Below are 14,433 nucleotides of genomic sequence, written 5' to 3' on the forward strand. Positions count from 1 at the left end.
TTCCATAAAAAAACATCTCAATAATGAGATGTTTTTTGGATGAAACGTTAAAACTGTCTGGGTATAGGATTTACTGCATAACCAAATATTCAAACGCTGATAATGCTGCTTTTGAACCTTCACCCATCGCGATATTAATCTGCTTGAATGGAACGGTCGTTACGTCACCACAAGCAAAGATACCTTTGCGATCTGTACGGCAACGCTCATCAATCTCAATCTCGCCAAAACGATTCAAATCGACAAAGCCTTTGATAAATCCAGTATTAGGCACGAGACCGATTTGAACAAATACGCCTGCCAAATCAATCTCTTTAGTTTCGCTCGTACTACGATCTTGATAGGAAATTGAGCTGACTTTGCCGTCAGTCGCTTTGATTTCTTGAGTCGCAGCACCCGTGATGAACGCAATATTGGCCTTTTCTTTGGCTTTATTAATCAATACCTGATCGGCTTTTAGGTCATCAGCGAACTCAAGCACGGTGACGTGTTTGACAATACCTGCTAGATCTAACGCGGCTTCGATACCCGAGTTACCACCACCCACGACAGCCACTTCTTTGCCTTTAAAGAACGGACCATCACAGTGCGCGCAGTAAGCCACGCCTTTGCCGATATTCTCTTCTTCACCCGGCACACCCAGCTTACGCCACTGCGCACCAGTCGCTAGGATAATACTGCGACTTTCAAAAACCTCACCTGTATTTAAATGAATACTGTAATTTTCTTCTGACGTCTCGCCGATTTCTTTGACACTCACATGCTCTTTTAGCGTGATGTTGTACTCTTCTAAGTGCTTGATAAAATTGGTCGATAAGTCGCTACCATTGGTTAAAGGCACAGAGATTAAATTCTCGATATCCTGTGTGTCTTTGACTTGACCACCGATACGATCAGCGACCATGGTCACTTTTAGACCTTTACGAGCGGTATAAATAGCCGCCGCGACTCCTGCAGGGCCAGCACCAATGATGGTCACATCTTGTTGCTCTAACTGCTCAGTATCTTCTTCGCTGGCATCATTTAACAAGTCAGGATATTGATCTTGTAGCTTTTCGATCAACTTGGCTGTGTCAATTTTACCATTCGCAAAAGGTTTCCCGTTCAAAAATACCGCTGGGACACCTTGGATATTATTGGCATCAACTTGTTCTTGGAACAAGGCACCATCGATCATCTCATTACTGACGCCGTCATTTAGCAGCGCAAATTGGTTCAACGCTTGTACTACTTCAGGGCAGCTGTGGCAAGACAGTGACACATAAGTCTGAAACTGTAGCGGCTTATTAAAACGCTTCACCAGCTTTTGAACGCCTTCGTCCAGCTTCAAGGTGTGGCCACCCGCTTGCAAAATTGCCAAAATCAATGAGGTAAACTCGTGCCCACCTGGAATACCACTAAAAACGATACCAGTATCGGTCAAAGCACCATCAATATGACTGCGAACCGCAAAGCTGATCGGGCTTGGCAAGCTGTTTTCAGTGGCTGTGCTATCAAAATTAATTTTATCAGTCGTACCCGCGATTTTACTCAAAAAATCGATCAATTCGGCGCGCTTGCTATGTTCACCACTACCCAATACAAAGGTAATAGGACGGGTCATATTTTCGCTATAGGTTTTTACCGCATCTAATAAACTTTGATCTATCATGTTTGTTCCTCATTATTATTCAATATGTAACGGCAACTAAGCGATTGCACGTTTAAAGATGGAAAATTTGGAGTCAGTAATATTGTTTAAAATGTTATTTGAATAAGGCTTATGCCTTTTGATGTCCCTATTATCATAGGTTTGATAGATTTGAGCAAGCTGAGAAACTCAAACCTTATGTTTTATAAAATAAATCATTAATTGATTTTTATTATTAAATTTAAACTTATAAGAAGATTATTATCATAGTATCGAGATGATTTTTTCGCTACAATCAAATAAGACCAATAGGAATAATTCCTGTTTGCCTAGCAGAAGATTGGCTTTTATGCGTCATTATCAAAGCCAATCTCTGCTTATAGTAAGCCTTATCACTATTGAGCGTAATAGCGGTTTGGTTCAATAATAATCAAGTCTCACAATCATAAATCTTAACGACAATGCGCCGATGCTGATCGCAAGCTTGCGCTTCATAACAAGGATGACCAGATGAGAAAGACTGATACAAGGCTAGATAACAAAGAGATTATTGCCGAACTTAAGCAAAAAGACAGTCATTTTGCGAGTATTTTTGATGAACATACTCAGCTCGATGAAAAAATCAATTATCTTGAAAAAGATTTGATTAAACATGCTAGCCGTGATGATGAAATAGAACAAATGAAGCGTCGAAAACTGCATCTTAAAGATGAGATTTATAAGATAATTGATAAAAACAAAATTCAATCTCACGCTTAATGCTTCATTTATTACTAGGGCGTGTCCTCATTTTAAAAATGGTCATAAAAATGAGATAAATTGCCGTCAAACGAGGAAAATAGCGCAAATAATATCGGGATATTAATCAGCTATTTAACGATGTTTGGCAAAATTTAGCCATTTTTAGCCCATTTAGATATTATCGTTTGAATTGAGGATATGCCCTAATAGACATAACTAACAGCACTGATTAAAAAATGATATAAAAAGACCCCATCAACTTAGGCTGATGGGGTCTTTATTTTTAGCGACAATCTAACTTACTGTATTACAAATAACCTATAAGTCGTTAGATTGCTAAGCAGATTCATGAATCAACGGCTTAGATTTTGCCAACAAGGTCAAGACTTGGCTTTAATGTATCGCCGCCTTGTTCCCAAGCTGCTGGGCAAACTTCACCATCGTTTTCACGAACGTATTGGGCTGCTTTTACTTTACGTAGCATGTCTTTCGCACTACGGCCAATACCGCCAGCATGAATCTCAGCAACTTGAATCAAGCCATCTGGATCTACTAAGAATGTACCGCGCTCAGCCAAACCAGCTTCTTCAATCATGACGTTGAAGCCACGAGTAAGTTTACCAGTAGGATCGCCGATCATTGGGTAGTTTACTTTGCCGATAGCGTCTGAAGAGTCATGCCATGCTTTGTGCGTGAAATGTGTGTCAGTTGATACTGAGTAAACTTCTACGCCCAAACCTTGTAGCTCTTCATAATGGTTTGCCATGTCTTCAAGCTCAGTTGGGCAAACAAAAGTAAAATCAGCTGGATAGAATAAGAAAATCGCCCAGTTGCCTTTTACGTCTTCTGATGTGATGGTTTTGAACTCACCGTTTACATACGCATCTGCTGAAAATTCTGGGATTTCTTGATTGATAATAGACGCCATGATTGGCTCCTTTATAGTTAAGTTGATTGAAACTTTATTTATATATTTATCTTAATTATGACCTTTAGCATTAATTATGCCTTTAGCCTTAATTAGACCTTTAGTACTTTGGCCTACTCGACAAACTATACGCGAATTCTATGGTTAATCCAGTTAAAAGTTTTTAATGTGATGTTTTGTTTTATTAAACTTGTTAAACTATTATCTCTACTTTTTATCATCAATAACCGATGCGTCAGTGACTATCTATTAGAAACCTCGCTATTAAGTCGTATTGAATAATTACATCAAACGAAGCAGCATAAAAATTTGCGTTAAAAGCCCATTAACAGAGAGATCTTATGATTACTTTACGTCAGCTTGAGTTTGCCTTAGCCGTTGCCAAACACCGTCATTTTAAACGTGCGGCAGAAGATTGTAATATCTCTCAGTCTGCGCTGAGCTTGGGTATCGCAGAGCTAGAAAAGCAACTGGATACTCAGATTTTTGAACGTAACAACAAGCAAGTTTTGATCACCCCTATTGGTGAGGACATTTTAACGCGGGCGCAGCGGGTATTTTCTGAAGTGAACGATTTGACCACGCGCGCGCACAGCCATCAATCACCACTTGCTTATCCGATGACGGTTGGCATTATTCCCACGATTGCCCCGTACTTACTGCCTAAAGTATTGCCTGCCCTACGAGAGCACTATCCGGAGTTTCGTATGAGCATCGTTGAGCAGCAAACGGAGCGCTTGCTCGAACAAGTTCGTTACGGTCATATTGACACGGCTATCATTGCGCTACCTTATCCAGTAGATGGATTGCATAGTTTTGAGTTTTGGAGTGAGGATTTCTTTGCCGTTTTTCCAAAAAACGATGTACATGCCAATCTTGAAACCATTAACGCTGATGAGTTGGCCACTGCCAATCTCATGTTATTGGGTGAAGGCCATTGCTTGACTGACCAAACGCTGTCTGTCTGTCATTTTGACCGTGCACAAATGAAATCCAGTTTTTCTGATGCCAGCTTGAACACGCTTATCCAGATGGCACTTGCCAACATGGGTACGACATTAGTGCCTGAGATGGCGTTGAATCAATTACATTTGCAAAATCAAAATGCGGTCGCGGTACCACTGGCGGAACAAGGGCCACATCGTCATATCGCCTTTGTCACCCGTCTAAATTATGCCCGTGTCGATGATGTCAATTTACTCGGTAAGGTATTTAAACAAGCTTTTGAAGAGGCGGCTGACAACAGCTGATTTGAAGGTTCATTTGAAAGTTAAAAATTATGATGAGCGGTAAGTGTTTTTAAAAAGGCAGGATAAATATGGACGAGCTTTCGCAAATAAATACTGAGCTAGGCAATCGTTTTGCACGGTATTTATTTGCTATTAACTCTGATGTCACGCCAGCAAAAGCAAAAACGCTTTGGCTGGATGTCGCTGCTCGTTACAACGACACTCAGCGCGCTTATCATAGCTTAGATCACATTCAGCAGTTATTTGCCCAGTTCGACCAGATTATGGCATATCTTTACGAGCCACATCTTATCGCTTTAGCGCTATATTATCATGATGTCATATATGATCCGATGCGCTCAGACAATGAGCTAAAAAGCGCAGAGTATATGGTGGATAAATTAAAGTGCTATCTGAGCGATGACCAACGTCACACTGTCTACGCGCTTATCATAATGACAGCCACTCATCAACTTGATGGGTTGACAGACAGCGATAAATGCAGCGATGCGGCGTATTTATTGGATATGGACTTAAGTATTTTAGGTACGCCTTGGCCTCAGTATGAACGCTATGCACAAGCCGTGCGCCAAGAGTATGCCCATGTTTCAGACATAGATTACCGAGTCGGACGAATAGCTGTATTAAAAAAGCTACTAACGCACCCAAAAATATATCTGACTCAATACTACTATAAACGGTTAGAACGACAGGCTCGAGAAAATATGGCGCATGAGATTACTCTTTTACGCGCATCTTAATAAACAACTCACTGCCCTGCCGTGCTGGATGTGAGTTATAACTAGGCTCCATGATTTCGATATCAAAATTGGTCTCAAAACGCTGCTGATATTCATCTTTTGTCCCACCAAACGGTGGTTCATCTCGACCAAAATCTTTATCAAATAGCAAGCCAATGAGTTTGCCTTTAGGCTTAATCAACGCCGCCATCTGCTTAACATACTCATCACGGCGTGACGGATTTATCGCACAAAAAAACGTCTGTTCAAGTACCCAATCAAACTGGTATTGCTCAAGTGATAAACTAAAAAAATCAGCGCAAATTAAATGCGTAGAGGGAAAATCTGGATAACGCTCAGTAAAAGCCTCAATCGGCGCAAGTGCAAAATCAACCAACGTCACATTGGTAAACCCTTGCTCATGTAAGTAGCCGACTTCATAAGCATTACCAGCACCCGGTACTAAAATGGCCTGATCTTTAGCCGACTCAGGTAGTTGGTCGATATAGGCTTTGAGTGGTGGCGACACCGCACCCATATCCCAACCGATACTGTCTTGTTCATAACGCTGCTGCCAAAATTCGGCTTGATTGACTTGTTCCATATGACATCCTTGTCTATCTAACTGTATTATCGAAATAACATCGTGTGTATTGTCACGACGTATCTTATCAGGCTTACTGAAATTTTTTATATTGTTTACGTGAGAATTCTAATCAAGCTGACCTGTTTTGCCCGCCAGCATATTATGCCAGCGCTGATAGTCTGGCATCGCTGTCGCTACCGTTTGCCAAAAAGCAGGACTGTGATTGGCATGATGCAAATGACACAGCTCATGGACAATGACGTATTCGGTGCATTCAATCGGATAAGCGGGCAGATAAACAGACAACCAAATTCGGCGTGCACGAGTATTGCAACTGCCCCAGCGCGTGTGCATTTTTTTTAGGCGTATCTCATTGGCTGTCGCCCCAACCACTGGCTGCCACTTTGCAAATAATGAGGGCGTTACCTCATCAAGTTGCTGCCGATAATAAGTTATTTTTTCATCAAAATTTAAAGTAAACGATTGAGTGATACCCCACAAGCTAACGGAACGGTCTGCGGTTGAATCTTCAGGTTTTGGGGTTTGTTTGCGGTGGTGACGCGCCAACACTTGCGGATGGTTATCTATCGCCCATGACACGCGCTTATCGACAGCTTGGGCAATTTGGCTAGCGCTGATAGACATCGGTACAGAAACCATGAGCGCATAAGGCTTTAGGCGAAAATTGATATTTTTGACGCGCTTTTTGGTCACATGTAGTTCAATACCCGCTTGTGCCAGCTGATGTCTTGCCATATCTGATACTAACGACTTACTCTGTTGCGGCATCATGACTTCTCCCTTATACCGCTTATGCTAAAACTGCCTGTAAATGGTTGTCAAAGGACATGTTATGTAATTGACTGTCTTGCACAATGGCGTAGCTTTTGTCCTTCAAATCTAGCTCCCTGGAATCTAGCTCCCTGGAATCTAACTCCCTTGAATCTAACTCCGCTAAATCTGTCGTTTCTGAGCCAATCCCTTTCAAACCCATTTTTTCTACTGATATATGATTGACTTGCAATCTCGTTAGCTGCCCCAGTCCATCGCTGACGATAAAACCTGATATTCTATCCTTGCGTGCAGTACAAGAAGCTACCTGACTAGAGACCTGACTGGATAGTGATAAAGAAACGCCCGCACAATCTGGCAAACGCACCTCATCAATCAGCATACGCGTATTCAAATCATAAATAGCCGCACAGTCGCCAATCGGTGTGGCTACACACAATAGATTATGCTCACTATCAACCGCGACACTCGCAATGTATTGGTGGAAGCGTTGCCATTGATTGCCGGGCATAATCAATGGTTTAAAGTCAAAATCACCGCGATTATGGGTCAATACTAACGGCACATTGATATGCTTTTCGCCTTGGAATTGAATGCCAATCATGACAGTACCATCGTCATGTATGGCCAAATGACGCACACTCATCTGATTGTGTTCAGGGATGATTTGCTCAAGCAGCGTCCCGTCATGACGGTTAAGATAAGCTAACGATGGGCGCATGGTATCTAGATTCAGCTCCTCGCGAGAGGCTTGTTCGGTTTTGATACCGCCGTTAGCGATGATCAACGTCTCGCCATCTGGATGCATAATTAGCTCATGCGGCCCAATACCTTGTGAGTCAAACTCGGTTATTTTTTGATAATTATGAAGAGCATCATAAATACCAATTTTACCCGTTAAGTTTATCGTATCATTCTCAGTGACGTATAGCTTTGAGCCATCGAGGCTGTAGCAAGCATGCCCATAAAAATGGCGATTATCGGCTGCTGTAATAGCAAATTGTACTTGTCCTGTCGCCGTATCTAATACCCAAAAACTTTCACTGGGGCGACGACCCATTACCACGACATGGCGATAACCGTTATTATTAAGTGCATTGTCAGTTTTGGCTATTGGGTTTTTAGTATCGGCTATTGGCTGAACAACGATATCGTGGACACGCTCAGGCATGGTCGTTTGCCAAACGATCTGTCGGTCTGTGTCAATGCCGACCACTCCAAAACCATTTTCATTATGACTATCATGGTCATTGGTCAACGAGATGTCTTTTGGCATCGACGCTACGCCACTGACCCAGCATACTGAGCGCGCCAGCATAGTGGTGCTATGCATTGCCGTAAAATCCGCTGCGGTATTTTTACTATAATCGTTTTTATTCTCGATAGGATCATGATAAGCCTGTTGCCACGCCGCAGACGCTTGCTGATAAGCATAGCAAAAACGCGCTAGCTGCGGTTTGGGCGACGATTGCAATACCTGTAGCTGAGAACGCACACCCATCACATAATCTTGCAACCTTGCCTCAGGCTGATGTCGTTTGCGATGGTGATGATGCAAACCGATCAGTGTCGCCGTACCCAAAACGCTACCAAACAGGGTCAAAGCCGACGCCACCAGAAGCTCATGATTTGAGTGCTTGTCTGCTGGTGTAGACGATGCGCTATTATTTTTAGCTATTGTGGCGGCTGTACGGGCGTCTGTGGTTTGCATGACTTAATCGCCATCGTTGCTGTTAAAGCCAACACGGACACCAAGTGTCGGAATCAACTGGCGTTTCATCAGGCGAGTAATGGTCGTAAAATGATCAAACAATTCTTGCTGTTTGGCTTTATCAGCGGTCGCTAAATCTTCTGGCATTTGCGCCAATAGCGTGGTGGTATCCGCAAGCTCGCTTGATAGGCTATCAGCGATGGCGTTTTCGTTATTGCTACCAAGAATGGCAATCAATACAGGGTCAGTCAGCGTTTTATTGAGGGTCGCCAGCTTAGCATTGATAATAGCGCGGCTTTGTCCAGCGGTAGCGGCTGGCAGATGACCTTTGGCTTTGCCTACGAGCCCTAATGGTTCAGCAATGGCGTTAGTCTTCATCGTCTCAAGCAATGAGAGTAGAGAATTAAACCACTGATTTAACCCTTGATCGCTATCAGCTGTTTTATCAATGGCTAATAAAGTCGTGGCGTTCTCCTGCCAGTTACTTTCGATAGCTTTTAAGCGCGTGCTTAGTGCGGCGCTAGCGCTAACCATGTAAGCACATTGAGCAGCATTCAAGCTGTCATTGACAAATAACGCCTCTTCCAGCCCTGGTACGCCTTGTACAATGGCACTTTCATCAGCCAACTGCTCTGCGGTCAATGAGGGATTGGCAGCGATTAACTCTGCGACGCCACTGTGCACCAGTCCACGCTCATCAGGATAATAATTAATATATAAATTACTCATACTAGCAGTCGCGGGACCGAAGTTGATCATCTCAGCACTTGCCCACGCTTGCGCCAATACCAGCCACTGAGCACGCAACGCTTGTAACTCATCACCACTGACAGGCGCTTGCTGACAATGCTTCTGCGCCAAATCATGTAACAAATCACTTTGCTTTACGGCATCGGCATACGCGGGAATGACAATGTCTTTTGCCACATGAGTCAGATACGTTTTTTCGGTATCAGCGCTGATATCTATGGCGACAATCTGTTCGGCACTAGCACTATCGGTAGCGGCTGTACTGTTTGAGGCAGCGCTATCTGGCGCGATGGCTTGGCTGTCCACCTCTGCGGCTTTATTTTCGTCGGCAGGCTTGACACAACTGATGAGCAATCCAGCACTGAGTGCCGATAAGGCCATCGCTAATGCATGGTTTATTTTCATAAATTTCTCGGTAATGGGCTAAGTAATTTTTAAATTATTCTATCTGGCACTTGATTGCTTATCACTTGATAAGGTGGATAAACTTATCAACATCTCTTGCTTAAACCGCTACTTTGTAACTCATAATATCAGTCATTTCTAATACAAGTCATTTTCAATACGAATCACTTTTAATATCAGTCATTTCCAATATCAGTCACTTTTAATATAAATCATTTCCAATATAAGTCACTGGGAATCAATCCATCATCTCATCCTTACAATGATTTTAAGAAAGCGTTTAATTCAGCGCGTCCTTGCTTGTCTAACATCAATACTTTTTGCCGTTGTTTTTCTGCTTCACCGCCATGCCATAGCACCGCTTCCATCAGTGTGCGCGCGCGACCATCATGTAAAAAAGTCGCTTGGGGATCGACAGTTTGAGCCAGACCAATACCCCACAATGCCGGAGTTCGCCACTCATATGAGTTGGCCAAAAACTCGACTTGCGCGTCTTTTGACGGTAGCTTGCCCGCTATCGTGCGATCAGCAAGATCATTGCCCATATCATGCAGCAGCAAATCCGTATAAGGATAAATCACTTGTCCATGCTGCTCAAGATGATCGTCATCGGTTTTTGGCAACTGATATCTTGGCGTATGACAACTTTGGCAACCCATATCATAAAAACGTTTTTTACCAGCCAGCACCAGTTTATCATCAGCATTGCGGCGATGTGGCACGGCTAAATTGCGGGTATAAAACTCTACGAACTTAACCACGTCATCATTTACTTCGACGGGCGGCTTACCGTTACCTTGCTCGTCAGCGCCTGTAGTCGCTTTAATACAAGCAGTTTGGCTCGGCATACAGGATTCATGGGGACGGATATTTGAGGTCAATCCCATGTCTTCATTAAAAGCGCTTTGGTTTTGGGTGATCAGTTTGGTTTGACCTGCTTTCCAGCCAAAACGACCGAGTGCATGCTTGCCCGTTTGTGGATCCATCACCCAATTAAACTTACCACTGATACCGCTATTTTCTTTGCTTGTACTGTTTTTATTATTGCGAACGGCTTGTTTCTTAATATCCTCATCTGGAATCTGCTCTAGCAGCCCAAGCCCAATCATGGGCAAAGCAATACGCGGTGACACCATGAGCTCATTATCAAACGCACCATAACCTGGATTGGTTAATGTAAAAGTGGGCGCACGCAATGTCTCGACATGACCGTCAGCAAACGTCACTGGTTTGGCTGTCCACTGCACTGCAATTCGCGCTTCGGCAGGAACGCCTTGAATACCACGATCTTGTAGCTGACCACCATACATGGGATGCACAACCTTTTCGATCAGAGAATTTTGCAATTGCTGACGCTGCTCATCGCTCGTCGCTGGCATAGCAAGGCGAATGAGCAAGCTGTCGGCATCATCCTCGCTGCTCATCGGTGCATGACCACGACCATCTTTTATGTGGCATGATTGGCAGGCAGCAACATTGAATAACGCGCCAAGACCATCACGGCTATCCGTGCTAGCAGGCGCAACCACCCACGGCTGCTGAAAGAATGCATTACCAATAAAAAAAGAGCCTTTGCGGGAGGCGGGGAGATTTGATGAGGGTTTTGAGTAACTCTCCGCACTGGTAATACTAATACCCGTGTCACCGCCTTGTTTGATTTCTTGTGGGTCAAAGGAGACAAGCTGCTGCATTGGCACCCCAGCCAGCGCTTCGATATCTTGACTGCGTTTAGCAGACAATGCCTTATCTTGCTTATCAGAATTGGCGTCATCCTTACTAGCGGCTGAGCCATCATTTGGCTGACAAGCCGTCAATGACAGTGCACACAGAATGCCAAGCGTCAGTTTTAATGGCGTATGTTTGGGGGTGCAAGAATAAAAAAACGAGGCAGATTTTTTGAATTTTAAGACATTCGAGGCGTTCATAAAAAGTACCTTAGCTCTAGCATAGAACCATTAAAATCGCGTGCTATTTTAATACGGTATAAAAAACACGTTGCCAACAGCGGTCGACAACGTGTGTATTATACCTAGATTATTTTTCTATAAAAATAATTCTCATTAGCTTATAGCAACTTATCAGGTACTATAAATAAATACAACTGCTGCGAATAAGCGTATAAGGCTGATTTAAAACTGTGAGCCTGCATCTGCATCCAGATTGTCAATACCAACCGCTTTTGCCGCGCCTTCGATACCAGTTGTCAACTCCTGTAAGCTGGTAATGGCACTCTCAATCCAACCACGACGCGTATTTTGCTCTTCAGCAGAGACGCCTTGTTTGCTGGCTTGACCAACGGTCGCAATCATTTGATCAATCTTTATACCTTCTTTTTCGCCTTTCTCTACGATGATATTGAAGTCACTTTCTACCTTGCTAAAGTCAGTAGTCAGCTTATCAGCAACGTCCTGATGACCAGTATCAATCAGGTAGTTTTTAAGGCCATAGCCACCAATGTTTTTACCAGCAACGGTCTGGTAGCTACCATTAAAGACGTTCTGAATACCGCGAGCATTATTGGCATAGCTTAAGTGAGTCAAATCACTAAAGCACTCATGTTCATCTTCGGTAGAACCAGTGACAAAGGCGACCTGCATACGCTGAGAAGCCAGCTCACCAAGTGCCAAGCTGCCCATTTGATACATAATTTGGCGCAGACCGTTATTGTCTTTGCGTGCCACCATATCACTGCGCAAGGTATGTTCACTGTTAGGCTGCCACTGCGCTTCCATTGCCGTCAAGTCATCAACCAGTAATTGCGTAGCCGCTTTTAAGTACTCGCCGCGACGCTCACAAATGCTCGCATCTGCATTGGTATTCTCACCACTGGTACATTTACCATCAGTCGTATTATAGTCGGTAACCGGACGGTCGCCTGCGCCCTCGCCGACGCCATTGGTATCTTGTCCCCATAGCATAAACTCAATCGCATGATAGCCGGTCGTCACGTTGGCTTCGCTGCCCCCGATTTCATTCATGTCTGCTAACAGTTGCGGCGTAATTTTGCTGGTATCTTGCTTGGTACTACCGACGGCGATGCTATCACTATTGATGATATTATCTTGACTGTTGTATTCGCCCTCATACTCGTCGCTGACGTAATCGATGAGCGCCTCATCAAGCGGCCATGCATTAATCTGTCCTTCCCAGCCATCAACACTGCCAATCACACGCTTGTCATCAGCGGTCACAAACGCTTCATCAAAACGAAAAACTTCCGTTTGCGAGTAAGGCTGACGCGCTATTTTATAGGCAGCTTTTGCCGCTTCAAGATTTTTATCAGTTGGTGCATCGACGTATGTATTCACCGCTGTCTGCAACGTTTTTGCGGTATCTAGTGAGTCTTTATAAGCGGCGTGCGCCATATTTGCATAGCTGATTATGAGTCTATCAATATGGGCTTTATCCGCAGCTGACAACTTTGTGCTATCAGCCGACTCTGTATTTTGTACCTCTGTTTGCGTGTCAGTATTAGTGGACGTGTCTTCTGTGGTTTGCTTGGTACAACCCGACACCATTAATAACCCTGCAAGCGCAGCAGCTAAAGTAGTTGGCAAAATCTTACGGCGCGTTACTGTGGTCATCGTCATACACATCCTCAAAAAAGATAGCAAAAGAAAATTGGTTTTGATTGAATAGCATCCATTATATTAATCACTTAGACCACATGACAGCAATATATCTTAGCTAAGCGTCTTGATTATTTATCATACATGAAATAATGTTTATTATTGGAGTAATAGAAAATCCCTATAAATTATAAGGTTATTGATAATCATTATCAATATATAATTTCATCTTGCTGTTATTCTTTAGGTATTCCTCATACTTTTCATTCCATTGCCGCTACAACTGATTGAGTTATCCTTACAACGGCTGTATTTAATTCAACCTATAGTCAAAGCACCCTAAAAAACGCCACAGTACTGCTGATATCAATTTTTTGCAGCCTCTGTCTGCGCAGGCACAGTAAGCAAGAAAAATTGATATCAGCAGTGCATGATGTATCGAACTAGGGCAGGTCATCAATTAGCACACTTAATCATTTAGTGGTCTTAAAATGGCTAAATATTCAAACGGCTAAATTTAAACCATAAAAAAAGACCAGCAATCAGCTGATCTTTTTTATAAGTATGACTAAAACGTATCGTAACAGTGGCTATTTAAAACGATTGATTCGTTTAAAACGACTGATTAGTTAACGCTCTGTGGTGAGTTGATAGTCAACTCAACACGGCGGTTTTGCTGACGACCCGCATCTGTGTTGTTATTAGCGATTGGACGCGATTCGCCATAAGCAACAACGTTAACACGGTTAGAAGAAACACCGCGAGCGGTTAGATAATTGGCAACTGAGTAAGCGCGATCACGTGACAAGCCCATGTTATAAGAGGCAGAACCTTGGCTATCAGTATGACCTGCGATGTTTACCGTGGTTTTGTTATATTGGTTCATGGTTGAAGCCAATTTATCAAGCGTTGGCTTGAACGATGAGTTCAGCGTTGCATCATCGAATGAGAAAGTGATGCTACCTGGCATAACCAAATCAATATTACCAGTGGTTGGATTCTGTTCAACTGACACACCAGTACCAGCCATTTGTTGCTCAAGCTGCTTGGCTTGACGCTCCATGTAATAACCAACACCAGCACCTAAAGCGGCACCGATAGCAGCATCACGGCCTGTGTTATCGCCACCTGTTGCTTTTGAGATCGCACCGCCACCTAAAGCGCCTGCCAAGGTACCGATAGCCGTTTTGTTCAAGCGTTGTTGTCCAGTGTTTGGATCAGTAGCACAACCGCTAAGAGCCAAGCCTGATACTACTGCTGCAACTATTAATTTATTACGCATGATGATTCCTCTTAAACTAAAAAAGTTATAAATAAATTGTGCTTTTTATAAATAATTACTGTTAATTGTT

12 protein-coding genes and 1 pseudogene are annotated in these 14,433 nt (G+C 43.2%); 3 read left to right on the top strand and 10 right to left on the bottom strand.

Annotated elements, in window-relative coordinates; genetic code table 11:
- Window positions 1-70 precede the first annotated feature (70 nt).
- The gene (gene ahpF / locus JMX48_RS01110) at window positions 71-1,651 is read right to left on the bottom strand and encodes an alkyl hydroperoxide reductase subunit F (RefSeq protein ID WP_201533352.1); all 1,581 of its coding nucleotides are present in this window, start codon (window positions 1,649-1,651) and stop codon (window positions 71-73) included.
- A gap of 489 nt (window positions 1,652-2,140) precedes the next feature.
- Here ahpF and JMX48_RS01115 point away from each other — a divergent pair, with 489 nt between their 5' ends.
- Window positions 2,141-2,389 (top strand): YdcH family protein, encoded by a 249-nt coding sequence (locus JMX48_RS01115; RefSeq protein WP_201533354.1) that lies wholly within the window; start codon window positions 2,141-2,143, stop codon window positions 2,387-2,389.
- 343 nt (window positions 2,390-2,732) lie between these two features.
- Here JMX48_RS01115 and ahpC read toward each other — a convergent pair whose 3' ends face one another.
- Window positions 2,733-3,299 (bottom strand): alkyl hydroperoxide reductase subunit C, encoded by a 567-nt coding sequence (gene ahpC, locus JMX48_RS01120; protein WP_201533356.1) that lies wholly within the window; start codon window positions 3,297-3,299, stop codon window positions 2,733-2,735.
- Between the two features lie 341 nt (window positions 3,300-3,640).
- Between ahpC and JMX48_RS01125 the strand changes: the two genes are divergently transcribed.
- Together JMX48_RS01125 and JMX48_RS01130 are read left to right on the top strand one after the other, a co-directional pair.
- Window positions 3,641-4,549 (top strand): hydrogen peroxide-inducible genes activator, encoded by a 909-nt coding sequence (locus JMX48_RS01125; protein ID WP_201533358.1) that lies wholly within the window; start codon window positions 3,641-3,643, stop codon window positions 4,547-4,549.
- Window positions 4,550-4,617: 68 nt separating this feature from the next.
- Window positions 4,618-5,289, top strand: coding sequence for a hypothetical protein (locus JMX48_RS01130; protein ID WP_201533360.1), 672 nt, complete (start codon window positions 4,618-4,620; stop codon window positions 5,287-5,289).
- On the opposite strand, the gene JMX48_RS01135 is transcribed toward JMX48_RS01130, so the two are convergent.
- The 8 genes and pseudogenes from JMX48_RS01135 to JMX48_RS01165 all read right to left on the bottom strand — a co-directional run bounded on the left by JMX48_RS01135 (window position 5,267) and on the right by JMX48_RS01165 (window position 14,363).
- Window positions 5,267-5,872 (bottom strand): methyltransferase domain-containing protein, encoded by a 606-nt coding sequence (locus tag JMX48_RS01135; protein WP_201533362.1) that lies wholly within the window; start codon window positions 5,870-5,872, stop codon window positions 5,267-5,269. The genes JMX48_RS01130 and JMX48_RS01135 overlap by 23 nt on opposite strands.
- 108 nt (window positions 5,873-5,980) lie before the next feature.
- A complete protein-coding gene (locus JMX48_RS01140) occupies window positions 5,981-6,646 on the bottom strand; it encodes a M48 family metallopeptidase (protein ID WP_227687835.1) in 666 nt (221 codons plus the stop codon).
- A 59-nt stretch (window positions 6,647-6,705) separates the two neighbouring features.
- On the bottom strand, window positions 6,706-6,921 hold the full coding sequence (locus JMX48_RS14215) for a pentapeptide repeat-containing protein (protein WP_413786331.1): 216 nt from the start codon (window positions 6,919-6,921) through the stop codon (window positions 6,706-6,708).
- A 44-nt stretch (window positions 6,922-6,965) separates the two neighbouring features.
- A pseudogene (locus tag JMX48_RS14150) lies at window positions 6,966-8,357 on the bottom strand (DUF1513 domain-containing protein); the annotation flags it as partial.
- Between the two features lie 3 nt (window positions 8,358-8,360).
- Window positions 8,361-9,512 (bottom strand): imelysin family protein, encoded by a 1,152-nt coding sequence (locus JMX48_RS01150; RefSeq protein ID WP_201533366.1) that lies wholly within the window; start codon window positions 9,510-9,512, stop codon window positions 8,361-8,363.
- 257 nt (window positions 9,513-9,769) lie between these two features.
- On the bottom strand, window positions 9,770-11,437 hold the full coding sequence (locus JMX48_RS01155) for a di-heme oxidoredictase family protein (protein WP_201533368.1): 1,668 nt from the start codon (window positions 11,435-11,437) through the stop codon (window positions 9,770-9,772).
- 204 nt (window positions 11,438-11,641) lie between these two features.
- On the bottom strand, window positions 11,642-13,102 hold the full coding sequence (locus tag JMX48_RS01160; RefSeq protein WP_201533370.1) for an imelysin family protein: 1,461 nt from the start codon (window positions 13,100-13,102) through the stop codon (window positions 11,642-11,644).
- A 604-nt stretch (window positions 13,103-13,706) separates the two neighbouring features.
- Window positions 13,707-14,363 (bottom strand): OmpA family protein, encoded by a 657-nt coding sequence (locus tag JMX48_RS01165; RefSeq protein ID WP_201533372.1) that lies wholly within the window; start codon window positions 14,361-14,363, stop codon window positions 13,707-13,709.
- Window positions 14,364-14,433: the final 70 nt, after the last annotated feature.

Source organism: Psychrobacter immobilis (assembly GCF_904846225.1).
GTDB lineage: Bacteria > Pseudomonadota > Gammaproteobacteria > Pseudomonadales > Moraxellaceae > Psychrobacter > Psychrobacter immobilis_F.